Source organism: Streptomyces brasiliensis (assembly GCF_014647875.1).
GTDB lineage: Bacteria > Actinomycetota > Actinomycetes > Streptomycetales > Streptomycetaceae > Streptomyces > Streptomyces brasiliensis.
The window spans coordinates 17,925-43,634 of record NZ_BMQA01000040.1 but is presented as its reverse complement, the minus strand read 5'-3'; the positions used below and the strand labels follow the sequence as shown (position 1 = coordinate 43,634).

Below are 25,710 nucleotides of genomic sequence, written 5' to 3'. Positions count from 1 at the left end.
GGCCGGTGCGGGTCGTCAACGGGCGGTATCCGGTGGTCCGTTGGGAGACGGGGACGCTTCCCGGCCGGTGCGGTCCGTCAACGGGCGGAGCCTGGTGGCCCGTTGGGAGACGGATGGCGCTCCGGCGGCCGGGGGGCCGTGATCCGACCGGTGCCCGCCGGCCCCGGTGAGGGACGGCGGCGCTCCGGTCTGGTGGTGCGGGCCGTCAACAGGTGGTGTCCGGTGGCCCGTTGAGGGATGGGGGCGTTCCGGCGGCCGGGGGCCGTGATCCGACCGGTGTCCGCCGGCCCCGGTGAGGGACGGCGGCGCTCCGGTCTGATGGTGCGGGCCGTCAACGGGCGGAGCTTGGTGGCCCGTTGGGAGACCGATGGCGCTCCGGCGGCCGAGGGGCCGTGATCCGACCGGTGTCCGCCGGCCCCGGTGAGGGACGGCGGCGCTCCGGTCTGGTGGTGCGGGCCGTCAACAGGTGGTGCCCGGTGGCCCGTTGAGGGACGGGGGCGTTCCGGCGGCCGGGGGAACCGGGCCGGTGACCGGTGCCGGCTCTCCCCGGGCGCCGGAGTCTCGGTCTGCCCGGGTGAGGGCCGTGTGCTGGGGTCGTCGGGGGAAGCGGAGCGGTGTCCCGGGCCGCGGGCGCCGGTGCGATCGCGGCCCGGAGCCGGCGGGTCAGCCGGCCAGTTCCACCAGCTTGGTCACGTTCTGCGCGGGGTCGGGCATCGCCGCGATCTCCGTGGCGACCTTGCGGGCCGCCACCCGGTAGGACTCCTCCGAGAGCAGGCGGCGGGTCGCTTGCGTGACCGCGTCGGCGGACTGGTCCGGGCCGAGGACGACCTCGCCCGCGCCCGCCGCCGCGACGGCCCTGCCGTTGGCCGGTCCGTCCGCGCCCTGCGGCAGGACCAGTTGCGGCAGTCCGGCCGCGAGCGTGGCCAGCGTGGTGCCGGCACCGCCGTGCTGCACGACCACCGAGGCGTGCCTGAGCGCCTCCGGCTGTGCCACCCACGGCACGGCCACCACGCGCTCGGGCAGTTCGCCCAGCTCCTCGACGGGCACGACGGGACCGGCCGCGACCAGCACCGGCACCTCGAGCGGCAGCAGCCCCTCGATCGCCGTACGCAGCACCTCGGGCGAGCCGAGCGCGGTGCCCAGGGTGAGGTAGACGAACGGCCCGCCCGAACGCCGGATGCGCTCGGGCAGTTCACCCGGCTCGGAGTAGGCCACCGCGCGCTGCTCGATGCGCGGGAGCGGCGCGGCGAGGAAGCCGGGGTCCTGGATGGATGGCGGGACGATGTCGATGTAGGTGCGGGCCAGGGCCAGCAGCTGGCCGAAGGGCACGTCGACGCCGAGGTCGCCGGCGGTGGTGAGCAGCTCCTGCTGGATGCGCTCCTCCTCCGGTCCCAGCGCCATCACGCCCACCCCGTGCGCGACGGCGGGCACGCCCGCGAGGGCGGCGGCGAAGGCGGCACCGGGGTTGAGCGCCTCGTAGACGACGAGGCCGGGCCGCAGCCGCTGAAGGGCCGAGGCCAGGTCGGCGGCCACCCACCGCGGCAGCACGGAGCCGAACACCTGCACATGCAGGTCCGTCAGCACCTCCGGCGGCACGTCCTGGGCGCCGAGTTCGCCCGCTCCCGCGAGGTCGGCTCGAGAACTCACTGCTTCCATGAAGGCCTCGGGCACCGACCGGCCGGCGGCCACCGGCTCGAGGCCGGCCGTCACCACGGCGGGGTGCAGCTGTTCACCGGTGGCGAAAAAGACCTCGTGGCCCGCAGCCCGGGCGGCCTTCGCCAACGGCAGAAGGGGATAGACGTGGCCGAAGTTTCCGGCGCCGGCAAAGAGGATTCTCATACCGAGCCAGCGTAGGGACGCCCACACTCGGTGTCTAGTGCTGACAGAAAAATTATCAGCGATAACTCGCTTGGTAGCCAAGCGACTTGGCGACATGGGAGAGAAGGCCCGGCGGTCGCACAGTGCTCCGGCGGTGCTCGAGGCTGTCTCCAGGGCCGGCCGATCGGGGCGCTTCACCGTGGTCCTGCGGCCGCCCTCCCGCAGGGGCGCGCGTGACGATCCGAAGGAGCCCCATGACCATCACCCAGGCGGTGGCGCCTGCGGGTGTCGCCAGGAGTCAGGTGCAGCGGTTCTCGCTGTCCGCGCAGGCCCTCGACAGCGCGGTGACGCCCAACGAGGTGTTCCACGACTGGTTCTCGGCGCAGCGCCGCACCAACCGCTACGACGTGCGGCGCATCCCGTTCTCCGACCTCGTCGGCTGGCACTTCGAGGAGGCGACCGGGAACCTGGTGCACGACAGCGGCCGGTTCTTCTCGGTCGAGGGCCTGAGCGTGCGCACCGCCTGGGACGGGCACGAGCAGTCCTGGTCGCAGCCGATCATCAACCAGCCCGAGATCGGCATCCTGGGCATCGTCGTCAAGGAGTTCGACGGCGTCCTGCACTGCCTGATGCAGGCCAAGATGGAGCCCGGCAACCTCGAGACGGTGCAGCTCTCCCCCACCGTGCAGGCCACCCGCAGCAACTACACCGGGGTGCACCAGGGCGCCGCGGTCCGCTACATCGACTACTTCAGGCCGCCCCGGACCAGGTCCCGGGTGCTGTACGACTCGCTGCAGTCCGAGCAGGGCTCCTGGTTCCTGCGCAAGCGCAACCGGAACATCGTCGTGGAGGCCCTCGGCGACGTCCCCGAGCACGAGGACTTCGTGTGGCTGACGCTGGGCCAGATCCACCAGCTGCTGCACGACTCGAACGTGGTCAACATGGACGCCCGCACGGTGCTGTCGCTGATCCCGGCCTTCGCGCCGGGCGGCACGCCGCTGCACCCCACCGAGCAGGTGCTCAGCCGGCTGACCGAGGTCAAGGCGCGCCGGGAGCTGGTGCAGCGCACCCTGCCGCTGAACCGGGTGGAACGCTGGCGGCGCGACGCCGAGGGGATCGCGCACGAGACGGGACACCACTTCACCGTCATCGCCGCGTCGGTGGCGGCCGCCAACCGCGAGGTGCGCAGCTGGACCCAGCCCCTGCTCGCCCCCGCCGAGCAGGGCCTGTCCGCGTTCGTGATCCGCCGGATCTGCGGGGTGCCGCACCTGCTGGCGCAGGCCAGGTCCGAGGCCGGCGTGCTGGACGTCGCCGAGTTCGGCCCGACCGTGCAGTGCCAGCCGGGCCGTGCGCTGAGCCTGCCGCCCGAACAGCGGCCGCGCTACCTGGACACCGTGCTGCGCGCGACGCCCGACCAGCTCCTGTACGACACCGTGCAGTCCGAGGAGGGCGGGCGCTTCCACCACGCGGGCAACCGCTACGTCCTCATGGAGGTCGGGGACGACTTCCCCGTCGACGTACCGGAGGAGTTCGTGTGGGTGACGGCCGAGCAGCTGAGCGAGCTGATGCGGCACAGCAACTACCTGAACATCGAGGCCCGGACGCTGCTGACGGGGCTGCGCGCGGTGTGGTCGCCGGCCGGGGTGTTCGCCCGGTGAGCGCCGGGGCGAGGCTGCGTATCGGCGTGCTGGGCTGCGCCGACATCGCCTGGCGGCGCACGCTGCCCTCCTGGCGGCACCAGCCGCTGGTCGAGGTGAGCGCCGTGGCCAGCCGCACCCTGGAGCGGGCCCGGCGCTTCACCGACCGCTTCGGCGGCGCGCCCGTCGAGGGCTACGAGGAGCTGCTCGCGCGCGACGACGTGGACGCGGTGTACGTGCCGCTGCCGCCCGAGCTGCACGTGGAGTGGACCCTGCGGGCGCTGGCGGCGGGCAAGCACGTACTGTGCGAGAAGCCCTTCGCCACCAGCCTGGCGGACGCGCAGAAGGCGGTGGCCCTCGCCCGCGAGCGCGGGCTGCTGCTGATGGAGGGCTTCATGTTCCTCCACCACTCGCAGCACGCCCGGGTACGGCGGCTCGTGGCCGACGGGCTGATCGGTGAAGTGCAGCTGTTCTTCGCGGAGTTCGGCATCCCGCTGCGGCCCGCGCCGCAGCCCGGCGGCGCGCCCGCTCGGGCCAGCACGCTGCCGGAGGTGGCCGCGTATCCGCTGCGTGCCGCGCAGCTCTTCCTCGGCCCGGGGCTGCGGGTGGCCGGGGCCCAGGAGCGTCCGGCCGGCGCCCACGGGCCCAGCCCGGCGGGCAGCGCGCTGCTGGTGGCGCCGGACGGCAGGGCCGCCCAGCTGGCCTACGGCGTCGAGCACGCCTACCTGAGCGGTTACGGCCTGTGGGGCAGCGAGGGGCGGCTGCGGCTGGAGCGGGCGTTCAGCACGCCGGACGACCTCACGCCCGTCCTGCGGGTGGAGCGCGGCGGCGAGGTGAGCGAGATCGCCCTCGACCGCGACCGGCACTTCACCAACATGGCCGGCGTCTTCGCCCGGGCCGCCCTGCACGGCGAGGACTTCGCCCCGCACACCGAGGCGATCCTGGAGCACGCCCGGCTGGTGGACGAGGTGGACCGGGCGGCACTGCACTGACGGCGAACACCGGACACCGGACACCAGACACCGGACGGCACACGGCACACGGCACACGGCACGGCACAGGGCAGGGTGCGCGCCGGAGCGGCCCGGTGCCCGGCGGGGGATTCCGTCCGGGCACCGGGCCGCTCCGGCGCGGGTGACGTGTGTTCAGGCCGCCTTCTGCAGGGCGTAGAAGTCGTCGACGCCGAGCTGGCGGAACATCCCCGCCAGATCCAGCTGGTCCCAGTGCTCCGCCAGCAGCCCGTCCTCCACCCGCCAGATGTCGATCGACTGGAAGGCCAGCCGGTTCCCGGTGGCCGGGACGCCGAAGAACGTGCCCCGGTGCGTGCCCGAGTACTCGAAGCGGCCCGCGATGCGGTCGCCCTCTACGACCACGTCGTGGGCGACGATCTCGACGTCCGGGAACGCGTCGAAGATCTGCTGGAAGAAGGCCGCGTTGGCCTCGATGCCGTCGGCGACGACCGGGTTGTGGTCGATGTGACCGGGCGCGGTGTGCTCGCCGATGGTGCTCACGTCACGACTGTTGATCATGTCGACGAAGCGCTGGACGAGTTCGCGGTGGGTGGCTGCCATGGTGTGTGCCTCTCTGGGGGCTCGCCGGACAGAGCGGGCGGGCCCTTTTCGCGCTGCGCCCGGTACGGGTGGGGTCCGCCCGCCTCCGAGGATCCGCACCGTCTCTCGAGCCGCCCTGGAGGCATCCTGTGGCGCAGCCGATCCCCCACTCCCGCTCAAGCGCCCGCTCCTAGCGTCGAGGCCATGAAGGCTCTCGTACTCTCCGGCGGGGCCGGAACCCGCCTGCGCCCCCTCACCCACACATCGGCCAAGCAACTGGTGCCCGTGGCCAACAAACCCGTGCTCTTCTACGGTCTGGAGGCGATCGCGGACGCCGGTGTCACGGAGGTCGGGATCGTCGTCGGGGACACGGCCGACGAGATCGGCCAGGCCGTCGGGGACGGCTCCAAGTTCGGCCTGTCCGTCACCTACATCCCGCAGGACGCCCCGCGGGGTCTGGCCCATGCCGTGCTCATCGCCCGGGAGTTCCTCGGCGAGGACGACTTCGTGATGTACCTCGGTGACAACTTCATCGTGGGCGGTATCACCTCCCTCGTCGACGCCTTCCGGGCCGAGCGGCCCGACGCGCAGATCCTGCTCACCCAGGTCTCCGACCCGCGGCAGTTCGGGGTGGCCGAACTCGGGCCGGACGGGCGCGTCGTCGGCCTGGAGGAGAAACCGGAGTCGCCCAGGAGCGACCTGGCACTGGTCGGCGTCTATCTGTTCACGCCGGCCGTGCACGAGGCCGTCCGCGCCATCCAGCCGTCCTGGCGCGGCGAGCTGGAGATCACCCACGCCCTGCAGTGGCTGATCGACGCCGGCCGCGACGTCCGCTCGACGACGATCTCCGGGTACTGGAAGGACACCGGGAACGTCGCCGACATGCTGGAGGTCAACCGCACGGTGCTGGAGCGGGTCGAGCCGAGTGTGCGCGGCGGCGTCGACGGCAGCAGCGAGATCATCGGGCGGGTACGGATCGACGAGACGGCCACCGTCACCGCGTCGCGGATCGTCGGCCCGGCGGTGATCGGGCCGGGCACGGTGATCGCCTCCTCCTACATCGGCCCGTTCACGTCGATCTCCGGCGACTGCCACATCACCGACAGCGAGATCGAGTTCTCCATCGTCCTCGACCACTCCTCGGTGCACGGCGCCCGCCGTGTGGAGGCGTCGATCATCGGGCGCAACGTGGAGGTGACGCCCGCACCGCGGGTGCCCGCCGCGCACCGGTTCGTCCTCGGCGACCACAGCAAGGTGCAGATATCGTCTTGACCCTTTTTTCCCCTCCCGAAGGAGGGGGATTCCTACGGCTCACGCCGCAGGAACTCCTGCTTCGTCGCCGACTGCCCGCCCGGAGAATTCCGTTGAGGTCTTACACCGGCTCCACAGGCCGACACCGCCAGCCCGGCGGCCAGAATATTGCGTGCTGCGTTCACGTCCCTGTCGTGGGTCGTTCCGCAGTCGCACGTCCAGGTGCGGACGTTGAGCGGCATCTTGTTCCGCACGCTGCCGCAGGTCGAGCACAATTCGGAGGAGGGGAACCAGCGGTCGACCGCGATCACTTCGCGGCCGTACCACTGCGCCTTGTACGCCGGCATGCTCCGGAACTCGGACCACGCCGCATCGGAGACAGCGCGAGCAAGTTCGCCGTTCTTCAGCAAGTTCCGAACGGTGAGGTCCTCGATCACGATCGCTTGGTTCTCACGAACGAGCCGAGTAGTAATCTTGTGCAGGTTGTCGCGACGCCGGTCGGCGATCCGGGCGTAGACCTTGGCGACCCTCCCACGGGCCCTGGCCCGGTTGGCGCCGTCCCCCTTGGCCTTGCGGGCAAGCTCCCGCTGGGCCTTCGCGAGGCGGGCGCGGTCGCGGCGCCCGTGCCGGGGGCTGGAGATCTTCTCCCCGGTCGACAGGGTCAGCAAGTGGTCGAGGCCGACGTCCACACCGACCGCACGGTCGTTGGCGGCCGGCGGTTGCACGGACTGGTCTTCGACGAGCAGGGACACGAACCAGCGCCCCGCCGCGTCCTGCGACACGGTCACCGTGGAGAGCACGGCATGCTCGGGAAGAGGACGGGACCGCACGATGTCGAGCGGCTCCGCCATCTTCGCGAGAGCCAAGCGCCCGTCGCGGAAACGGAACGCGCTGGTCGTGTACTCCGCCGACGTGCGGGACTTCTTCCGCAACTTGAACCGCGGGCACTTCGCCCGCTTGCCGAAGAAGTCCGCAAACGCCGTCTGCAGATGTCGGAGCGCCTGCTGAAGCGGCACCGAAGAGACGTCATTCAGATACGCCAGTTCCTCGGTTTTCTTCCACTCCGTCAACATCGCAGACGTCGCGTTGCAGTTCACCCGCTGCTGCCGCAATATCCACGCTTTAGTACGCGCCGCCAGAGCAAGGTTGTAGGCCTTCCGCACGCAACCGAACGTGTGCGACAGCTCAGCTGCCTGCGCATCGGTCGGATAGAAGCGGTACTTGAACGTCCGCTTCACGTGAGTGGGCACAGCTCGCAAACTATCAGGCCACCTGGTGACCGTCCGGGGGTTGTCGGTGGTGGACGCCGGTCCGCTCCGACGGCAAACCGGCTTTCTCAGCCCTGTTCTGCAGGGGTTCGGTTCCTCCCCCGACCGGGGGCGGGAATTTCCTCGAAAGGATCCCGATGACCACCACACGCATTCTCGTCACCGGCGGCGCGGGATTCATCGGCTCGCACTACGTCCGCACCCTGCTCGGCCCCGGCGGCCCGGGCGACGTGTCCGTCACGGTGCTCGACAAACTCACCTACGCCGGCAACCCGGCCAACCTCGAGACGGTCCGCGGCCACGCCGCGTTCCGCTTCATGAAGGGCGACATCCGCGACAGCGGGCTCGTCACCGATCTGGTCGCGGAGCACGACCAGATCGTGCACTTCGCCGCCGAGTCCCACGTGGACCGCTCCATCCGGGGGGCGGCCGAGTTCGTCCTCACCAACGTCCTGGGCACCCAGACCCTGCTGGATGCGGCCCTGCGCCGCCCCGAAGGCAGCGTCCGCTTCCTGCACGTGTCGACGGACGAGGTGTACGGGTCGCTGACGGAGGGCTCCTGGCCGGAGACGGACCCGCTGCGCCCCAACTCCCCCTACGCCGCCTCCAAGGCCTCCTCCGACCTGCTCGCGCTGTCGTACCACCGCACGTTCGGCCTGGACGTGCGGGTGACGCGCTGCTCCAACAACTACGGCCACCACCACTTCCCCGAGAAGGTCATCCCGCTGTTCGTCACCAACCTCCTGGACGGCCGCCGCGTACCGCTGTACGGCGACGGCCTGAACGTGCGGGACTGGCTGCACATCGACGACCATGTCCAGGGCCTGGAACTGGTGCGCACCGGCGGCCGCGCCGGCGAGGTGTACAACATCGGCGGCGGCACCGAACTGAGCAACAAGGAACTGACCCAGCTGCTCCTCGACCTGGCCGGCGCGAGCTGGGACAGCGTCGAGTACGTCCCCGACCGCCTCGGCCACGACCTGCGCTACTCGGTGGACTGCACCAAGATCTCGACGGAACTCGGCTACCGCCCGCGCAAGGACTTCACCGTGGGCCTGGCCGAGACGTTCGCCTGGTACCGCGACAACCGCGCCTGGTGGCAGCCGCTGAAGGAACGCGCCGCCCTCTGACGGCTCTTTGGGCAGCAACACCGCACCGGCGCGGGCGTTTTGAACCCGGCGGTGCACGACGCGTCCGGCCGGCCGGGCCCCTCTCGCGCGACGGCGCACCCGCCGCGGACGGGCGCGGCGGCCGGCGAGGACCGGCGGCGGGGCCGCACCCGTCCGAAAAGCCGCTCCCCATCCCCATCCCCACGAGAACGGACACCTCATGACCACTGACCATGTGCTGACCGGTTCCGCACCGGCGGCCGCAGCACACGACTCCGCGCCGGCGGCCGCAGCACACGGGCACGGCCCGGCCGCCGTGCCGGCCCGTCCCCGGCCCGCGCGGCTGCCCTCCCTCACCGGCCTGCGGTTCCTGGCCGCGCTGGCCGTCTTCGCCCACCACGCCTTCCTGCCCATCCCCCCGCTGCGGCTGATGGCCGACGACCGCACCGCCTACCGCCTGGCCGACTGGTTCACACAGGCCGGCGGCCTCGGCGTGTCGTTCTTCTTCGTGCTCAGCGGATTCGTCCTGACCTGGTCGGCACGCGAGGACGACACCACCACCTCGTTCTGGCGGCGCAGACTCGTCAAGATCTACCCCGTCTACGTCGTCGCCTGGGTGCTGGCCATGGTGCTGTTCGCCGGCTCCACCACCTCCACCCACGTCGCCGTCGCCAACCTGTTCATGGTCCAGGTGTGGGTGCCCAGCTACTTCACCAACTTCAGTGTGGACTCCCCCAGTTGGTCGCTGGGCGTGGAGGCCGTCTTCTATCTGTGCTTCCCGCTGCTGCTGCACGCCGCGCGGCGCATCGGCCCCGCCCGGCTGAAGTACTGGATCACCGCTGTGATCGGCGCGGTCGTGGCCACCCCCGCCCTGGCCTACGCCCTGTTCCCCACGACCCCGCGGGTGCCCAGCGGCCAGGTCCTGTCGGTCTCGCAGTACTGGTTCGCCTATGTGCTGCCGCCCGTGCGGATGGCCGACTTCGCGCTCGGCATCCTGGTGGCGCTCGCGGTCCGGCACGGACGCTGGCGCGACATCGGCATGGTCTGGTCCGGTCTGCTGCTGGCCGGCGGGTACTGGCTGACCTTCCACGTGCCCTACCTCTACGGCCAGCGCGCCGTGCTGATCGTGCCGATCGTGCTGCTGATCGCGGCGACGGCGACCGCGGACATCGAGGGCCGCTTCACCCTGTTCCGCAACCGCACGATGGTCTGGCTGGGCGAGATCTCCTTCGCCTTCTACCTGCTGCACTACATCGCCCTGTCCACGCTGCGCAAGGAACTCGGCCAGGAGATGTACTCCACCGCGGCCACCCTGTCGATGCTGGCCGCCACCGCCGCCGGCACGGTGCTGGTGTCCTGGGTCCTCTACCGCCTCGTCGAGGCCCCGCTCGTGCGCCGGTTCGGCCGGGCCCGGCGCACCCCCGCCGGCTGAGCCGGCCGCCACGGCCGGTACGCGTCCGCGCCGCCGCCCGCCCCTCAAGGGCGGGCGGCGGCGCGGACGTTCAGGCACCGGCGGCAGACACGGCTGTGCCCCCGGCGCGGGGCCGGGGGCACAGCGGGCGGGCGCGGCCGGCAGGGGCTGTTCAGCGGACGGCCGGCACCGGCAGGATCGCGGGGTGGGCCATCAGGCCGGTACCGGTGTGCGGTAGGACGCCCTCGCCTGCGCGTACGTCGGCAGCAGGCCCCGGGCCACGGCCTCGGCGAGGGTGGGGGCGGCCGCGTCCTTCGCCGAGCGGATGAACGGCTCGGAGGTGTCCCACGGGATGCCGATCGCGGGGTCCAGGGCCTGGATGTCCACCATCGTGCCGTGCACGTACTCCTCGGAGCACAGGTAGTTCATGCAGGTGTCGTCACTCAGCGCGAGAAAGGCGTGGCCGAGGCCGTCGGCCAGGTAGACGCCGATACCCGAGCCGGCCTCCTGCAGCGTGGTGTCGTACAGGCCGAACGTGGGCGAGCCGACCCTCAGGTCGACCACCACGTCCAGGGCGGCGCCGCGCACACAGGTCACCAGTTTCGCCTGGCCGGGCGGCAGCGTCGTGCCGTGGATGCCGCGCAGCGTGTTGCGCCGGGACACCGAGTAGTTGACCTGTCGGACGGCGAACGTCTGCCCGCTCACCGCGCTGAGCTCGCTCAGCCGCCACGCCTCGAAGAAGTGACCGCGGTTGTCCGGGATGTGCGACGGCGTGATCCTGAAGGCGTCCTTGACCTTCATTTCCTCGATGGCCATGCTTCCTCGGTTCGTGTCGGGGCCGTCTGCCGGTTCGGCGGACGGCCTGGGTGTACGGCGGTTCGTACGGCGTGAGCCGGATGACGGTGGGTACGGCGTGCGTTGGACGGCGTGACTCGGGCGGGGGCGGTGCGGGGGTGCCGGGCGCGGCGCCGGACCCCGCCGGGGCTGCCCGGGTTGCCGGGGGTGCCCTGTCGTGGGGTCCGGTGCCGCGCCGCGGATGTCAGCGGGCCGCGGCCGGTGCGTTCTGCTCGGCCGGGGACGTAACCGCCGGCACGGGCCGGGAGGAGTCCTTGCGGCGGCCCGGCACGAGCAGCATGGACAGGGTGCCCAGGCCGACCGCGGCGGCGCCCACCCACATGGCCGGGGTGATGCCGTCGACGAAGTTCTGCGGCGAGGCGTAGCCGCCGTTGGCGCTGAAGATGGACGCGAGGAGGGCGACACCCAGTGCGGCGCCGACCTCGCGGGTGGCGGCCGTGACACCGGAGGCGATGCCCTGCTCGTGCTCGGCGACCGAGCCCATGGTGAGGTTCATCAGCGGTGCGTAGAACATCGCCATGCCGGCGCCGCAGATCATCAGCGACGGCAGCTGGGCGGCGTAGGAGACGTCCGGCTCCAGGACGAACGCCCAGTAGGCCATGCCGAACGTCATCAGGGCGAGTCCGAGGGCGACCACCGGCTTGCCGCCGATGCGGTCGGAGATCATGCCGGCGAGCGGCGCCACCACCATCGGCATCGCGGTCCAGGCGAGCAGCCGTACGCCGGCGCTCATCGCGCTGTAGCCCTGGATGTTCTGCAGGAACTGGGTGAGCAGGAAGATCGCGCCGAACATGCCGACCGACATCAGCACGCCGGCCAGGTTGATCCCGGAGAAGGCGCGGTTGCGGAACATCCGCATCGGCACCATCGGGTGGGGTGTGCGGTTCTCCCACAGCACGAACAGGACCAGGACCGCCGCGCCGCCGATCAGCCCGGACAGCACCGGCGCCGAGGTCCAGCCGTCGCCGTGGCCCTTGACCAGGCCGAGGACGATGCCGAACAGGCCGAGGCCGGAGAGCACGGTGCCGACCGCGTCCAGCCGGGACTGGGCGATCCTGCTCTCGGCGAGCTTGGTGAACGCGAAGGGGGCCAAAAGCAGGCCGATGGGCACGTTGAGCCAGAAGATCCACTGCCAGGACAGGTGCTCGACGATCGTGCCGCCGACGAGCGGGCCGGCCGCGATGGACAGGCCGTTGATCGCGCCCCAGATGCCCAGGGCCGCGCCGCGCTTGTCGGCCGGGACGGCGACGGTCAGCAGGGTGACCGACAGCGGCATCACGATCGCCGCGCCGGCGCCCTGCACGGCCCGGGCCGCGATGAGCATGCCGATGCCCGGGGCCAGCGCGGCCGCCGCCGAGGCCGCGGTGAACAGCAGCAGTCCGAGGGTGAACAGCTTGCGCCGGCCGAAGCGGTCGCCCAGCGCGGCACCGAACATCATCAGCACCGCGAAGGACAGGGTGTAGGCGTTGACGGTCCATTCCAGGTCCGCGAGGCTGCCGCCGAGCTTGTCCTTGATGGTGGGCAGCGCCGTGATGATGACGAGGTTGTCCAGGCCCGCCATGAAGGAGGCGAGGCCGGTGGTGAGGATGGCCCAGAAGACCAGCCCCTTCGATCCTCCGCCCGAAGATGGGGGGGTGACGGTGCTCATGCGAGCGATCCTTTCTGGAGGCGGCCGGTGCGAGATGCCCGTCGCGTGGAGCGTGTGTGAGGTACGCCGACGCAGACCGGCACATGGCCGGCCGGCGCGGACGACGCTACGGACGGGCACTCGACTCCCCCTCGAACCCCGGTCGGCGACCGCTCGGCGCCCGGATGCGGCTAGGGGCCCCGTGCCGTCGCCGGCCGGGGCCCCGCGGTGCCTGGATGCGGGTCAGGCGAGCTGCCGCTGGAAAGTGGCGATGTCGAAGTAGAGCGTCTCGTCGATCAGGACGTCGCCGTCGAAGTGGAAGATGACCAGGACCGGGGCGTCGATGGACTTGCCGCGGTTGGGGATGCCGCGCCAGTCCGCCTCCTGCTTGCCGCGGGCCCAGGCCTCCAGGATGACCGCGGTGGGGGTGTGGTGCAGGTGGAGCACGTCGTGCTCGAGGTTGGGGAAGGCCTTCTGCATGTCGTCGAAGTAGCCCTTGCGGATGGCGTCGGGGCCGACCAGCTCGCCCTCCTCGAAGGCCTGGACGCGGTAGACGGGGCCGCGCGGGAACGTGGCGAAGACGCCGTCGATGTCCCACTGCGTCTCGGCGATCGTGTGCTCGATGACCACCGCCTCGCGCCGGGCGCGCAGGTCGGCGTCGGGCGCGGGCAGATCCGCGCCGGGAAGAGTGAATCCTTGCTCGCTGGCCATGTTCCCGTTCCTCCACGCATCGCGGTGAATCCGTCGGGCCCGACGCTAGGCGGCGTACCTCGCCCGTCCCTCGCGTGCGGCTCGACAGCCGGCCGGGCGGCCGGGACCGGCCGGCCGCGGGTGCCGGGTGTGCGCCCGCGGGCGGCCGGGACCGGCCGGCCGCGGGTGCCGGGTGTGCGCCCGGCGGCGGCACCTGACGGTGCAGCAGAGTCCGGGGGCTGAGCGGGGGTCGGGAGGGGAATCCCCCCGGGGTCGTGGTCAGGCCGGCTGGGGGCGGCCGGCCGGCTGGGGCGGGCGGTAGGTGGGGCGGTAGCCCAGGGCCATGGACAGGGGGGCCAGGGCGGTGCACAGGGCCATGTCCAGCAGGAACGGGCGGCCGGTGACGACCCGGTACTCGTCGCGGAAGGCCAGTGCGAGCAGCGGCATCTGCAGCCGGGGCGTGCCGTCGGCCTTGAGCCGTCCTTCGTTCGTCAGCCCCCACAGGGTCTCGAAGACCCTCTCCGTCCGGTAGGCGGGCGTGGTGCGCCAGGTGATCCGGGTCCGCTCGGGGCCGGGGTTCCAGACGGAGTGCACGGCGCCCGGTGGGATGTAGAACTCGTCGCCGGGACCGTACTGGTGCAGGGTTCCCTCGAGGAGCAGGTTCAGCTGTCCGTCGCTCACCTGCATCCGCTCGGTCTGCCGGGGGTGGTAGTGCTGGGGCGGCTTGACGCCGGCCGGGGAGTACTCCACGGCCACCTCGACGTAGGCGCCGTCGGTCTCGGCCGCCGTGGTCAGGAAGGTGAGCCGGTCCTCGCCGAGGCGCAGGACATCTCCGGGACGTGCCATGGGGTTTCTTCTCCCGTCGGGGTGGGGGGTGTCAGGGGTGTCGGGCGGTGTGTGCCGCCGGGGCCGTGCCGGGGGCCGGGCGCCGGCCGGGCAGGCCGACGACGGCGTTGATCAGGTTGAGCACCGCGATGGCAACGGCGATCCAGAAGCCGAGGTGCAGCCCGTCGAGCCAGGCGGCGGCCGGCGCGGTGCCCCGGGTGAGTTCGCGGGTGGTGCGGGTCAGGGCGCTGGTGGCGACGACGGCCACTCCGAGCGAGGCGCCGACCTGGAAGGCCGCCACGAGGACGCCGGAGGCGATGCCCTGCTGTTGGTGCGGGACGTCGGACACGCCGTGCACGTTGACCGGGATGGTGCAGCACTGCATGGCGGCGCCGAGGATCAGCAGCGCGGGCAGCACCTGGGTCGGGTAGGCGCCGTCGCGCGGTGCCCCGGCGAGCAGGACGAGGCCCGCGACCGAGCCGGCGGCACCGGCGATGTAGACGGGGCGCGGGCCGTGACGGTGCATCAGCCGGGTGGCCGGGGCGGTGACCGCGATGGCGACGATGCCCAGCGGCAGGAACGCGAACCCGGACTTGAGGGTGGACCAGCCCAGGGTGCGCTGCAGGTAGTAGCTGCACAGGAACAGGACGGCGGCCTGGACGCCGCTGGTCAGGATCCGGCCGACGGAGGACGTGACGAGTGAGCGGGTGGCGAACAGCCGCATCGGCATCAGCGGGTCGGCGACGCGCAGCTCGACAAGGACGAACGCGGCCAGCAGGGCCACGGCGGCGGCGAACGGCCCCACCACGAAGAGGACCGAACGCCAGCCGTGGTCCTGGATGTTGACGATGGCGTAGACGAGGGCGGCCAGGCCGCCGGTGACGGTGACCGCGCCGAGCAGGTCGGGCCGTGAGCCGCCGGTGAGGTGCTCGCGGCGGTGGCCGAGCAGCAGCACGCCGGCGACGGCGACGGCGCCGAAGGGGATGTTGACGTAGAAGATCCAGCGCCAGTCGAGGCTGTCGGTGATCACCCCGCCGAGGACGACGCCGAGGGTGCCGCCGAGTCCGGCGAGCGCCGCCCACACGGCGAGCGCGGTGGTGCGCTCGCGGCCCTTCGGGAAGGACGTGGTGACCAGGGACATCGCCGCGGGCGACAGGAACGCGGCGCCGCAGCCCTGCAGGGCGCGGGCGGCGATCAGCACCGCCGTGCCGCCGGCCAGGCCGCACAGCAGGGAGGCCGCGGTGAACACGGCGGCGCCGGCCAGGAAGGTGCGCCGGCGGCCCCAGCGGTCTGCGGTGCGCCCGCCCAGCAGCATGAGGCCGCCGAAGCACAGGATGTAGCCGGTGAGGACCCATTCGGTGCCGGTGGCGGAGGCGCCCAGGTCCGACTGGATGGCGGGCAGGGCGAGGTTCACCACGGTGGTGTCCAGGAGCACCATGAACTGGGCGAGCGCGACGAACACGAGCAGGGTCCAGCGCCGCGGATCGGGCGGCGTGGTGTCCTCCTCGTCCAGGGCCACGGCCGTGTGGGCGGGCTCGTCGACCGGTGACGCGGGGTGTTCGGTGTTCATGGCTCCCTCTTGTCCGGGTACGGGGTGCCGGACGCACATCCCGCCACAGGGCGCGTCCGGCGGGCCTGGTGGCAGGGCGTCAGACGGTGGCGGGCACCGCGATGTAGCTGAGGGCGTTGTAGATGGTCCGGTCGGGGTCGGTGATGGCGCGCCGGCCGTGCATGACCCGGGTGTTGTCGATGACGGCGACGTCCCCGTCCTGCCAGTCGAGGTTCTCGGTGAGGGCGGCGGTGACCGCCTCGACCTCGGCGAGCAGGCCGGGGGGGAACTCGGTGCCGTCCGCGAAGGTGATCTTCGGCTTCTCGTAGTTGAAGGAGGGCCCGAGGATGCTGTTGGCGAAGGAGGGGCGGTCGCCGAAGACGGTCGTGCCGGCGGCGGGGGTGGTGTAGGCGTAGCGGATGCCGCCGTCGGCTTCGGGCACGATCTCGGTGCCCTCGAGGGTGCTGGTCAGGGCGAGGAGTTCGGAGACCTCGATCTGGTCGGCGGGCTTGGAGCGGCCCAGCAGGTGGTGGGCCATGCCGCGCCACTGCGGCTCGGCGACATACCGGCTGTAGACGATGTCCTGGGCGGTGAATGCCTCGCGCGCGGCCGGGGACAGGGCGTCCCAGACGCGGTAGCCGTCGCACACGGTGGTCTGGGAGCCGGAGGAGGCGGCCTTCTCGCAGAAGAACCAGGCGAGGTGGGAGCGGAAGGGGCTGTTTCCGTTCTCGGTGTGCAGGCCGACCTCGTCGAAGCCCGCGTCGACCTTCTGGGCGACCTCGGAGTAGAAGTCGCGGGCGGGGTCGAGGGTGGTGGAGGTGGAGGTGTGCTGCACCAGCGCGGTGAACGCCGTCATGTCGGTGTCGAAGCCGCGCAGCAGCAAGAAGCCCGCCTGGCCGAGCAGTTCGAGCAGCTGCGCGGAGTCGATGCCGGCCAGGGCGGCGGCGCCCGCGGCGGGTTGCACCAGCAGGCCGCTGCCGGTGCCGTAGGAGGTGGTCTTCACGACGGTGCTCATGCAATCTCCTTGACGGGGGTGTGCGCGGCCGCCGCGCCGGAGGGGCGGCCGTCCAGCAGGTGGGTGCGGATGACGTCCCGGCGCGGGCGGCCGGTGACGGTGAAACAGCGTGCGTAGTCGGGGTCGTCCTCGGCCATCACGCGGATCACGGCCGCCCGTTCGATGTCCGACAGCCGCTGCCGGCCGAACGTCTCGATCCGTGCGCGTGCGGTGTCGTGGTCGAGTCCCGCCTGGACGACGAACAGGCCGTGCACGGCCTCGAGCCCGTCGGCGACGATGGCGGCCTCGCGGACGAAGCCCAGTTCGCGGTAGCGGGCCTCGACCCACTCCGGTGAGACGTTGCGGCCGCCGGCGGTGATCACCAGGCTCTTCTTGCGGCCGGTGATGCGCAGATAGCCGTCCTCGTCGATCTCGGCGAGGTCACCGGTGTGCAGCCGGCCCTGCTCGTCGACGACGACGCTGGAGGGGTCCTCGCGGGTGTAGCCGGCGAACAGCGAGGTGCTGCGGATGAGCAGTTCGCCGTCCTCGGCGAGTTCGACCTCGACGTGGTCCAGGGGGCGGCCGACGGTGCCGAAGCGGACCTCGCCGGGGAAGTTCCAGGAGACCACGGAGGAGTTCTCGCTCAGTCCGTAGCCCTCGTGCACGGTCAGGCCGTAGGCGTGCAGGCGCTGGAGGATCTCGGCGGGCACGGGGGCGCCGCCGCAGGCGACGAAGACGGGGCCTTCGTGGCCGAAGATCCTCATGTGCCGTTCCGTCACGCTCTCGTCGGGCTGCTGGTCGCACAGGGCGAGGAACAGGCCGGCCACGGTGGGCGGGATGACCAGTGCGGTGGGCCGGGCCCGGCGCAGCAGGTCGAGCATGCGGGGCGCGGCGTCGGCGGCGGTGCCCACCAGCGCGGTGCCCGGCGGCAGGAAGGTCACCGAACCGCCCGCGAGGAAGGGCATGTAGAGGCCGGCGACCTGCTCGATGAGCAGGCTGAGGGGGACGATGGAGAGGTAGCGGCCGAACAGGGCGGTGCCGGTGCGGGCGCGCAGCGAGGTCAGCAGGGCGTTGAGGCCGTGGCGGCGGATGCGGACGCCCTTGGGGGCCGAGGTGGTGCCGGAGGTGTGGATGACCTTGACGACCGCGTCCTCGGCGGGCGCCGGCCAGGCGGGTGCGGTGGCGGGCGCGGCGTTGTGCAGGGCCGGCAGGTCGACCTCGGTCACGGGGCAGTCTTCGGGCAGCACGCCGGCCGGGCGGTCCTGGCTCCAGCGCTCGAGGGCGCGGCTGCCGCCGGCGTCCACCAGGCACAGGTCGGCCGTCTCGAAGAGGGAGGCGGCCTGTTCGGCGGCGAAGGCGGTGGGGACCGGGATCTCCACGGCGCCGGCGAACAGCGTGGCGAGGTCGGCTGTGACCCACTCGGGCGAGTTCTCGGCGAGCAGCCCCACGCGGGCGGGGCGGCCGTGTTCCTGCTCCCACTGCCGCAGCCGGGCGGCGAGGACGAGGGCGGCGCCGATGATGTCGCGGTAGCGCCAGTCGGTGGCGGGCGCGGTGTCGGCGGACAGCACGCGCACCATGACGTCGTCGCTGTCCGCGCGTGCGAGCAGGCCGGCGGTCAGGCTCACGGTCTCGGTGTCAGGCTGCACGGGTCAGCACCCTTTGCTCGGGGCGGTTGCTGACGAACCGCATGTCGACCGATTCGAAGCAGTAGCGGCCGATCGCGGCGAGCAGCAGGGTGCTCTGCGCGGCCGCCTCGGCCCATCCGACCACCGGACGGGTGTCGTAGTAGGAGCCCCACTGGGCCGCCTCCTGGGGGGAGAGGGCGTCGCGGGAGGCGTCGACGAGCGGGTGGAAGACCACGCCGAGGCGCTGCATCAGCATGGCCAGCCGGCCGGTCATCGTCATGACCGCGTACGGGCGGCCGAGGCAGGCCATGACCAGCGGCAGGGCCTTGATGATCTCGCCGCCGGCGCTGGCGCGGACGGAGGCGATGTTGCCGATCTGGAGGATCTGTTCGCGGGCGACGGGGGCGTCGAGCTCGTCGGCGATGACCTTCTCGACGGGTGCGTCGAGGTAGCGCTCGAGCAGGATGTTGTCCTGCTCGGGGAAGGACAGGCCCGCGCAGGCGAGGGCGGATTCCGTGCCGTCCTCGGCGCTCTCGAAGTAGGCGAGGAAGGCGTCCGGGTTGGGCCGGATGCTGGCCTGGTACTGGGTGGCGAACACGTCCTGGACGAGGTCGGCGGCGATCTGGAAGTCCGGGGTGTCGCGCTGGGACAGCGTGATGCGCATGGGTGCACCCCCTCTTACGGGGTCGGGTGGGACACGTCGTGGTGGGCAGGGCCGGTCGGGGCGTTCACCGGACGGGTACGGCGGGGCGTGGTGCGGTCACCGGCCGTGCCCGTACGGCGAGTCGGGCGGCCTTCAGAGCGCTGTTGATGGAGGTTTCGGCGAGGATGCCCGGGGCGGCGACGCTGTCGCCGATCAGGTACACGCCGTCGCCGCGGTCGATGGCGGGCCGCTGACGCCAGGTGTGTCCGGGGTAGTCGACGGCTCCGGTGCGGCCGCGGGAGACGCCCTCGCGGCGCCACAGCATGCGCGCGCGCCAGCCCGGGGTGGTCAGGTCGAACAGTCCCTCCAGCCGCTCGATGGCCTGGGCCTTGTGCTCGCCGGGCCGCAGCGGCATCGCGCCCTGGAAGAGGGCCTCGCCCTCGGGGGCGAGGGAGGGGTCGTGGTCGGAGTACTGGGAGGTGAAGCCGCCCTCGTCCATGTCGAAGGTGACGTTGCCGTCCTTCTTGGAGTGGGTGACGGCCATGTCCAGCAGGGCGGCGGTGCCGCTGGGCCACTCCAGGGTGCTGTCGCCGAGCAGGCCGCGGGCGGCGGCGAGGGAGGTCGCCACGATCACCGGGCCGTCGCCCACGGGCAGTTCGGTGATGCGGGAGCCTGTCTCGATGACGACTCCGTGCCGGCGGGCGACCCGCGCCATGCGGTCGACGACCGTGCCCCAGCCGCCGATGAAGTACCGGCTGGGCAGCGGGAACTTGGGGGTGCCCACGCGCAGCAGCCGCTCCCAGATGAAGGCCGCGGACAGGGTGCCGGGGTCGCCGTGGAAGACGATGGGGCCGAGGAAGCCGAGGGCCTCGTCGACCGTCTGCTGCGGGAAGATCTTCGATGCCCAGTCCTGGAAGGACTCATCGACGGGGACCGGCCGGTCGCGGCCCAGCAGGGTCATGCGCATGTAGCCGGGCGGCAGCGTCATCCGCAGCCGGCCCTGGTGGCGAAAGCGCATCCGGGTCCACTCGTGGAAGGACAGGCGTACGTAGTGGCCTGCCACACCGCGCGAGATGAGCCACTGCCAGGCCTCGCCGTTGTTCATGATGGTGTGCGGGCCGTCGTTGGTGATGTACGGCCCCTCGGCCGAGCGGGCGCGGCCGCCCAGATGGGAGTGCGCCTCGTGGACGGTGACCCGGGCGCCCTGCTCGGCGGCGGCGATCGCCGCCGTCAGTCCGGCCATCCCGCCGCCGATGATCGTGATGTTCACCATGGTTGCTCCTCACTCACCTTCGCTTCCGCGGCCCGCGTCAGCGGTTGAGCGTGGCCATGGAGCCTGCGGGGTAGCGGTCCCCGACGGTGGAGCCGTAGGGGGCGATCTGGTCCAGCGCCGCGAGGTCGTCCGCGCTCAGGCGGACGTCCGAGGCGGCGACGTTCTCCTCCAGGTAGGCGACGCGCTTGGTGCCCGGAATGGCGATGACGTCCTCGCCCTGGGCGAGCACCCAGGCGAGGGCGAGCTGTCCGGTGGTGACGCCCTTGTCCGCGGCGACGGCGTCCAGGCGCTCGACCACGGTGAGGTTGGCCGCGAGGTTCTCCTCCTGGAAGCGGGGGACGATGCGGCGGAAGTCGTGTTCGGCCAGCGTGTCGAGGCTGCGGATGCGGCCGGTCAGCAGGCCGCGGCCCAGCGGGCTGTAGGCGACGAAGCCGATGCCCAGCTCGCGGACCGTCTCCAGGACGCCGTTGACCTCCACGTCGCGCGTGGACAGCGAGTACTCGGTCTGTACGGCGCTGAGCGGGTGGACGGCGTGGGCACGGCGGATGGTGGCCGCGGAGGCCTCGCAGATGCCGATGTGGCGCACCGTGCCGGCGGCCACCAGTTCGGCGAGGGCGCCGATGCTGTCCTCGATGGGCACGTCGGGGTCGATGCGGTGCAGGTAGTACAGGTCGAGCCGGTCGGTGCCCAGGCGGCGCAGGGTGCCCTCGACGGTGGCCCGGATGTACTCCGGGCGGCCGTTGATCTTCCCGGTGATGGTGCCCTCGGGGGAGACCTCGTTGCCGACCTTGGAGGAGACGACGACGTCGTCGCGGCGGCCGGCGATGACCCGGCCGACGAACTCCTCGTTGGTGTGCGGGCCGTAGAAGTCGGCGGTGTCCAGCAGGGTCACGCCGAGTTCGAGCGCCCGGTGGGCGGTGCGCAGGGCCTCGGCGTCGTCGGCCGGGCCGTAGGCGAAGGTCATGCCCATGCATCCGAGCCCCTGCTCGAAGACCTCGAGCCCCTGGCTGCCGAGCTTACGTTGCCGCATGAATCGGTTCCTTCCTGAGCCGTGCGGGCCTCGGAGGGGCTGGAGGTTCGGGTCGTACTCCCCCGGGCACTTATCGTTGATAGGAATACTAGCATTGACAGAATGGTGGGGCCGGCAGCGCCGGCGCCCCATGCGGGCAGGGGCCGGGCCGGCTGACGGCTGCTCAGCGGGCGACGAGCTCGCTGGTGACGGAGGACCACAGGTGGCCCTGCTCGGCGGCGCCGCCCTCGGCGAGCGCGGCCCACGGGTCGCTGCCGAACACCTCGGCGGCGGCATCCCGCAGCCAGACGTCGAACTCGTGGGCGGAGTCGCGCAGCTTGCGCCCCGACAGCGCCGGGTCACGGGACTCCACCTGGAGCACCACCACGTCCTGGCCGCCCACCCGCTGCCGGGCGAAGGACTCCCGGACGATGCCCGCCCGCCGCCTGGAGGCCTCGTAGGCCGGCCGGCGCGCGGCGCCGAGCTCGGCCTGGACGGCGGCCCACCGTTCGGCCTTGCCGGGCAGCAGCGGCACGAGCACCGAGCCGGGCCTGTCGTTCCTGCGGGCCTGGGACCGCGCGGCGCCGCGCGCCGAGGGGGCGAGCCGGCGCATGCCCAGCACCTCGAGCATGTTGGACTCCACGCCGATGCCCCAGCGCTCGGCGATCAGCCCGTTGTCCAGCAGGCGCCACACCACGACGCCCTTGAACTCGATGTACTGCCCCGTGGGCGCCATCCCCAGGAACTCGCCCAGGTGGGTGCCGCGCCAGGTGTTGTGGATGACCACGTAGTCGGCGTGGGCGCTCATGTCCTCGATGGTCACGTGCAGATCGGGGAAGCCCGCGCGCAGACCGGCGATGGTGTACCTGACGCCGTCCAGGTCCTCGGTGGCGCCCGGCAGCGGCTGGTGGTCGATCATGCCGGGGCTGTAGATCTTGTCGACGATGGAGAAGTCGCCCTTGTTGACGAAGACGTCGAAGACCGAGCGGATGGTCTTCTTGTTGCGCTCCTCCACGCTCTCGCCCGTGAGCACCGTCTGTTGTGTCGGCACGTTGTGTCCTTCATGGGTCGCAGGGGGTACGGGATATGACGGTCTGTTACTTTCCGGGGCAGGGCGCTTCCCAGGTGAAGGTGAGCCCCGCGTACAGGTAGCGGCTGGCCTCGATGGCCAGCAGCAGCACGGTGTGGCCGGGCCGGACACGGCCCTCGCTCCAGCCGGCGTCCAGCGCCAGCGGCACCGCGGCGGAGCCGGTGGCGCCCACGTCGGTCAGGTTCTCCACGATGTTCTTGCTGAGGATCGCCTGGTCCTGCTGCGACAGCCCGGCCGTGCCGTACTCGCCGGCGAAGTACTCGGCGTTGCCCTCGGGCAGCACGCACGCGTCGATGTCCGCGAGGCTGAGCCCGGAGCGCTCCAGCATGTCGTGGATGCCCCGCACGAAGACCCGGGGGCCGAACGACGCGGTGCCGGGGATGTCCAGCTTGATGTCCATCAGCCGCTTGCGGCGCTGCTGCTCGGCCAGCGGGGCATCGGTGCCGCCGCCGACGATGAGCATGCCGGGCTTGCGCCTGCCGCCCATGGAGGCGGTGGCGAACACCTGCCGGCTCGCCTCGTGCGCCGAGCCCTCCTCGCCGGCGCGCAGCACCACGGCGCCGGCGCCGTCGCCGAAGGTGTAGACGGTGAGCCGGTCGCGCATCCGCACGCGGTGCGGGTCGAGGCCCAGGAAGATGGGGGCGAGCAGCGGGGAGACCGCCTCCACGCCGATCACCAGTGCGGTCCGGTACGTGCCGTCGGCGAGCTGGCGGCGCGCGATGTCCAGGGCCTGGACGGCGCCCACGCAGCCGGCCCGGACCTCGATCACCGCGACGCTCTCGAGGCCCAGCTGCTCCTGGACGTAGGTGCCGGCGACCGGCAGCAGGTGGTCGGGGCTGGCCGTGGACACCACGATCAGGTCGATCTCGTCGGCCTCGACACCGGCCCGCTCAAGGGCCTGGCGGGCCGCGGCGGTGGCCATCTGCGAGGTGGAGGTGCGGTGTTCACCGGTTGCCGGGTCCACCATCCAGTGCCGGCGCTTGACCTGGATGCCCTCCAGGACGTCGTCGGGCAGCGGCCCGGTCACCCGGGCCAGGTCGTCGTTGTCGAGCGGGTCGCCCGGCAGATGGGCGCCGGTGGCGAGGATCGACACGTGGCGGTCGGGATGGCAGGACATGTCACTTCTCCGTAGCGGGACGCAGGACGAGGCTGATGTGGGTGCCCCCGAGCGAGGAGCTGTTGATGAGCACGGGCCCGGCGTCGAGGCCGTGCTGCCAGCCGGTGACCGCGAGCAGGGCGGCGAGCTGGGCGCCCGCGCCGACCGGTTCGCCGACGATCCGCTTGGGCGTGTGCACGGCCGTCCGGGCGGCCAGCCGGTCGCAGGCCAGCGCCTCGGGGGCGTCGGCCCGCTTCAGGCCGGCCGCGTTGGCCCAGATCCCGGCCAGGTCCCCGGCCTGGAGGCCGGCCTGCTCGAGGGCCTGGCGCATGGCCCGCTCCACCCCCGAGCCCTGCGGGTCCCAGCGGCCGACGCCCTGCGCGTCGCAGGCCGTGCCGTGCCCGGCGAACTCGGCCAGGATGCGCGCCCCGCGGGCCCGGGCCGTCGACTCGCGCTCCAGGACCAGGGTGATCCCGCCCTCGGCGAGGGTGTAGTCGGCGTCGTCGAACAGCGGCAGCTTGCGGTAGGCCTCGAGTGCCCCCGGTGAGAGGTCCTCGACCGCGGGCACCAGCACCGCCTGCGCACGGCGGCGCAGCAGCAGGTCGTGGGCGACGGTCAGGGCCGAGGCGCCGGCCGCGTGGCCGGTGGTGACCGTCGAGGTGGGGCCCTTGGCGCCGACGTTCATGGCGACCTGGCCGGCGGCGGCGTTGTAGACGGTGTTCGGGAAGATCGCCGGGCTGCCGTGGTCGGGGCAGCCGGCCAGTACCGGCAGCAGGAACTCCTCGATGCTGCGCATCGGGCCCAGCCCGGTGCCGAGGACCACGCCGACGCCCTCGTCGGCGGTGAGAGCGGCGTGCTCCAGCGCGCCGGCGCAGGTGGCCACGGCGAGCCGGCCGAGCCGGTCCATCCGGCGCCGCTCACGCGGCGGGATCGACTTCGGGTCGAACTCGGCGCGGGCGATGCGCAGTCCGTCCTCCTCGGCGCCCAGGACCCGCCCGTCGCGCCAGGCCTGCCACAGCGGCTCGGCGCCCTCGCCGGCCGCGGTGACGGCGGCGTACCCGGTGATCACGACCTTGTCGGCGGGCTGCGGGGCGGGGGCGGGGCGCTCCTGGCCGGGCCGTCCGAAGGCGACGCACGCGTTGGCGCCGGCGAACGCGAAGTTGTTCGACAGCGCCGTGCCGATGTCCATCGCGCGGGCGACGGGCACCGCGTCCAGGCCGCACTTGGGGTCCCGTTCGGTGAAGTTGGCGGTGGGCGGGGCGGTCTGCTCGACCAGCGCCTGCACGGTGATGATGGCCTCCACCGCGCCGGCCGCCCCGAGCAGGTGCCCGATCATGGACTTGGAGCTGCTCAGCGCGGTCCTGCCGGCGGCCTCGCCGAGCGCGGCGCGCACCGCGTTGCTCTCGGCCGAGTCGTTCTTGGGCGTGCCGGTGCCGTGGCCGTTGATGTAGGCGATGTCCTGCGGGCCGATGCCGGCCGCCTCGAGCGCGGAGCGGATGGCGCGGGCCGCGCCCTCGCCCTTGGGGTGCGGGGCGGTGGCGTGGTAGCCGTCGGCGGACAGCCCGTAGCCCAGCACCTCGGCGAGGATCGGGGCGCCGGCCGCGCGGGCCGCCGACTCCTCCGCCAGGACCAGCATCCCCGCGCCCTCGCCGAGCGAGAGGCCGTCGCGGTCCTTGGAGTAGGGCGCGGCGGGCCTGGTGGACAGCGACTGGAGGCTGGTGAACCCGGCGAACGCCGTCTCCGTGAAGGCGTCGGTGCCGCCGACCAGCATCGCGTCGACCCGCCCGGCGCTGATCGACTCGCTGGCGTGCGCGATGGCGTGGGCGCCGGAGGCGCAGGCCGTGTTGACCGACAGCGACGGTCCCCTGAGCCCGAAGGCGCTGCTGACCGCCTCGGCGATGGCCTGCGGCAGCACGAGCAGGTTGTGCCGGCCGTCGTCGTCGTACGTGGTGTCCTCGCCGGCGCGCCGGGCCAGTTTCTCGGCGCTGCGCAGACCGCCCATGCAGGAGCCGAGGGCCACGCCCCAGCGTTCGGCGGGCACCTGGGTCAGGCCCGCCTGGTTCAGTGCCTCCTCGGCCGCCAGCAGGGCGAAGTCGACGGCCGGTTCGCGTTCGCGGCCGCCGAAGGCGGCCAGATAGTCGTAGCCGGGACGGCGTCGGGTGCGGACCTCGCCGCCGATCCCGGTGGCGTAGCCCTCCATGGGCAGTCCGCGTACCGGGGTGATGGCCGCCTCGCCCGACCGTATGCCCTCCCACAGTGCCGTGGCGCCGTCGCCGTGGGCGGTCACCGCGCCCACACCGCAGACCACGACCCGCCGGGAGCGAGCGCCGCGATCCGGCGAGGTGCTGCCGTGCTCGCCGTGGCTCATGTCCGCGCTCCTTTCGGATGTG

At 72.3% G+C, this 25,710-nt stretch carries 21 protein-coding genes; 5 read left to right on the top strand and 16 right to left on the bottom strand.

Going from position 1 to position 25,710, the window contains the following annotated elements:
• Positions 1-663: 663 nt before the first annotated feature.
• Complete coding sequence (locus IEZ19_RS36260; RefSeq protein ID WP_189315644.1) at positions 664-1,839, bottom strand: glycosyltransferase; 1,176 nt, start codon at positions 1,837-1,839, stop codon at positions 664-666.
• Positions 1,840-2,072: 233 nt separating this feature from the next.
• Between IEZ19_RS36260 and IEZ19_RS36255 the strand changes: the two genes are divergently transcribed.
• Both IEZ19_RS36255 and IEZ19_RS36250 read left to right on the top strand, forming a co-directional pair.
• Positions 2,073-3,476: an NDP-hexose 2,3-dehydratase family protein gene (locus IEZ19_RS36255; protein WP_189315643.1), complete on the top strand. Its 1,404-nt coding sequence runs from the start codon at positions 2,073-2,075 to the stop codon at positions 3,474-3,476.
• Positions 3,473-4,447, top strand: a complete 975-nt coding sequence (locus IEZ19_RS36250) for a Gfo/Idh/MocA family protein (RefSeq protein WP_229841229.1) — start codon at positions 3,473-3,475, stop codon at positions 4,445-4,447. Before IEZ19_RS36255 ends, IEZ19_RS36250 begins: the two co-directional genes overlap by 4 nt.
• A 153-nt stretch (positions 4,448-4,600) precedes the next feature.
• Here IEZ19_RS36250 and IEZ19_RS36245 read toward each other — a convergent pair whose 3' ends face one another.
• Positions 4,601-5,026 carry an ester cyclase gene (locus IEZ19_RS36245; RefSeq protein WP_189315642.1) on the bottom strand — a complete coding sequence of 142 codons (426 nt, stop codon included), beginning with the start codon at positions 5,024-5,026 and terminating at the stop codon, positions 4,601-4,603.
• A 183-nt stretch (positions 5,027-5,209) separates the two neighbouring features.
• On the opposite strand from IEZ19_RS36245, the gene IEZ19_RS36240 reads away from it, so the two are divergent.
• Positions 5,210-6,277 carry a glucose-1-phosphate thymidylyltransferase gene (locus IEZ19_RS36240; protein WP_189315641.1) on the top strand — a complete coding sequence of 356 codons (1,068 nt, stop codon included), beginning with the start codon at positions 5,210-5,212 and terminating at the stop codon, positions 6,275-6,277.
• 32 nt (positions 6,278-6,309) lie between these two features.
• Here IEZ19_RS36240 and IEZ19_RS36235 read toward each other — a convergent pair whose 3' ends face one another.
• On the bottom strand, positions 6,310-7,506 hold the full coding sequence (locus tag IEZ19_RS36235; protein ID WP_189315640.1) for an RNA-guided endonuclease InsQ/TnpB family protein: 1,197 nt from the start codon (positions 7,504-7,506) through the stop codon (positions 6,310-6,312).
• Between the two features lie 155 nt (positions 7,507-7,661).
• On the opposite strand from IEZ19_RS36235, the gene rfbB reads away from it, so the two are divergent.
• Positions 7,662-8,654 (top strand): dTDP-glucose 4,6-dehydratase, encoded by a 993-nt coding sequence (gene rfbB / locus IEZ19_RS36230; protein ID WP_189315639.1) that lies wholly within the window; start codon positions 7,662-7,664, stop codon positions 8,652-8,654.
• Between the two features lie 199 nt (positions 8,655-8,853).
• On the top strand, positions 8,854-10,065 hold the full coding sequence (locus IEZ19_RS36225) for an acyltransferase family protein (protein ID WP_189315638.1): 1,212 nt from the start codon (positions 8,854-8,856) through the stop codon (positions 10,063-10,065).
• A 192-nt stretch (positions 10,066-10,257) separates the two neighbouring features.
• Here IEZ19_RS36225 and IEZ19_RS36220 read toward each other — a convergent pair whose 3' ends face one another.
• From IEZ19_RS36220 to IEZ19_RS36160, 13 genes are all read right to left on the bottom strand, one after another.
• Entirely contained in the window at positions 10,258-10,860 is a 603-nt protein-coding gene (locus IEZ19_RS36220; RefSeq protein WP_189315637.1) for a dTDP-4-dehydrorhamnose 3,5-epimerase family protein, read from the bottom strand.
• 223 nt (positions 10,861-11,083) lie between these two features.
• Positions 11,084-12,547, bottom strand: a complete 1,464-nt coding sequence (locus IEZ19_RS36215) for a DHA2 family efflux MFS transporter permease subunit (protein WP_189315636.1) — start codon at positions 12,545-12,547, stop codon at positions 11,084-11,086.
• Positions 12,548-12,769: 222 nt separating this feature from the next.
• Positions 12,770-13,237, bottom strand: coding sequence for an ester cyclase (locus IEZ19_RS36210; RefSeq protein WP_189315635.1), 468 nt, complete (start codon positions 13,235-13,237; stop codon positions 12,770-12,772).
• Positions 13,238-13,495: 258 nt separating this feature from the next.
• Positions 13,496-14,062: a cupin domain-containing protein gene (locus tag IEZ19_RS36205; protein ID WP_189315634.1), complete on the bottom strand. Its 567-nt coding sequence runs from the start codon at positions 14,060-14,062 to the stop codon at positions 13,496-13,498.
• A 31-nt stretch (positions 14,063-14,093) separates the two neighbouring features.
• Positions 14,094-15,611 (bottom strand): MFS transporter, encoded by a 1,518-nt coding sequence (locus IEZ19_RS36200; protein ID WP_189315633.1) that lies wholly within the window; start codon positions 15,609-15,611, stop codon positions 14,094-14,096.
• Between the two features lie 79 nt (positions 15,612-15,690).
• A complete protein-coding gene (locus tag IEZ19_RS36195; protein ID WP_189315632.1) occupies positions 15,691-16,605 on the bottom strand; it encodes a TauD/TfdA family dioxygenase in 915 nt (304 codons plus the stop codon).
• Positions 16,602-18,230 (bottom strand): AMP-binding protein, encoded by a 1,629-nt coding sequence (locus IEZ19_RS36190; RefSeq protein WP_189315631.1) that lies wholly within the window; start codon positions 18,228-18,230, stop codon positions 16,602-16,604. Before IEZ19_RS36190 ends, IEZ19_RS36195 begins: the two co-directional genes overlap by 4 nt.
• Positions 18,220-18,873: a thermostable hemolysin gene (locus IEZ19_RS36185; RefSeq protein WP_189315630.1), complete on the bottom strand. Its 654-nt coding sequence runs from the start codon at positions 18,871-18,873 to the stop codon at positions 18,220-18,222. The genes IEZ19_RS36190 and IEZ19_RS36185 overlap by 11 nt, the downstream gene beginning before the upstream one ends.
• Before the next feature lie 64 nt (positions 18,874-18,937).
• Entirely contained in the window at positions 18,938-20,125 is a 1,188-nt protein-coding gene (locus IEZ19_RS36180; protein WP_189315629.1) for an FAD-dependent oxidoreductase, read from the bottom strand.
• Between the two features lie 37 nt (positions 20,126-20,162).
• On the bottom strand, positions 20,163-21,155 hold the full coding sequence (locus IEZ19_RS36175) for an aldo/keto reductase (RefSeq protein ID WP_189315628.1): 993 nt from the start codon (positions 21,153-21,155) through the stop codon (positions 20,163-20,165).
• Positions 21,156-21,318: 163 nt separating this feature from the next.
• A complete protein-coding gene (locus IEZ19_RS36170) occupies positions 21,319-22,185 on the bottom strand; it encodes an ester cyclase (RefSeq protein WP_189315627.1) in 867 nt (288 codons plus the stop codon).
• A gap of 46 nt (positions 22,186-22,231) precedes the next feature.
• A complete protein-coding gene (locus tag IEZ19_RS36165) occupies positions 22,232-23,341 on the bottom strand; it encodes a 3-oxoacyl-ACP synthase III family protein (RefSeq protein WP_189315626.1) in 1,110 nt (369 codons plus the stop codon).
• Position 23,342: 1 nt separating this feature from the next.
• Positions 23,343-25,688, bottom strand: coding sequence for a beta-ketoacyl-[acyl-carrier-protein] synthase family protein (locus IEZ19_RS36160; RefSeq protein ID WP_189315625.1), 2,346 nt, complete (start codon positions 25,686-25,688; stop codon positions 23,343-23,345).
• Positions 25,689-25,710 lie beyond the last annotated feature (22 nt).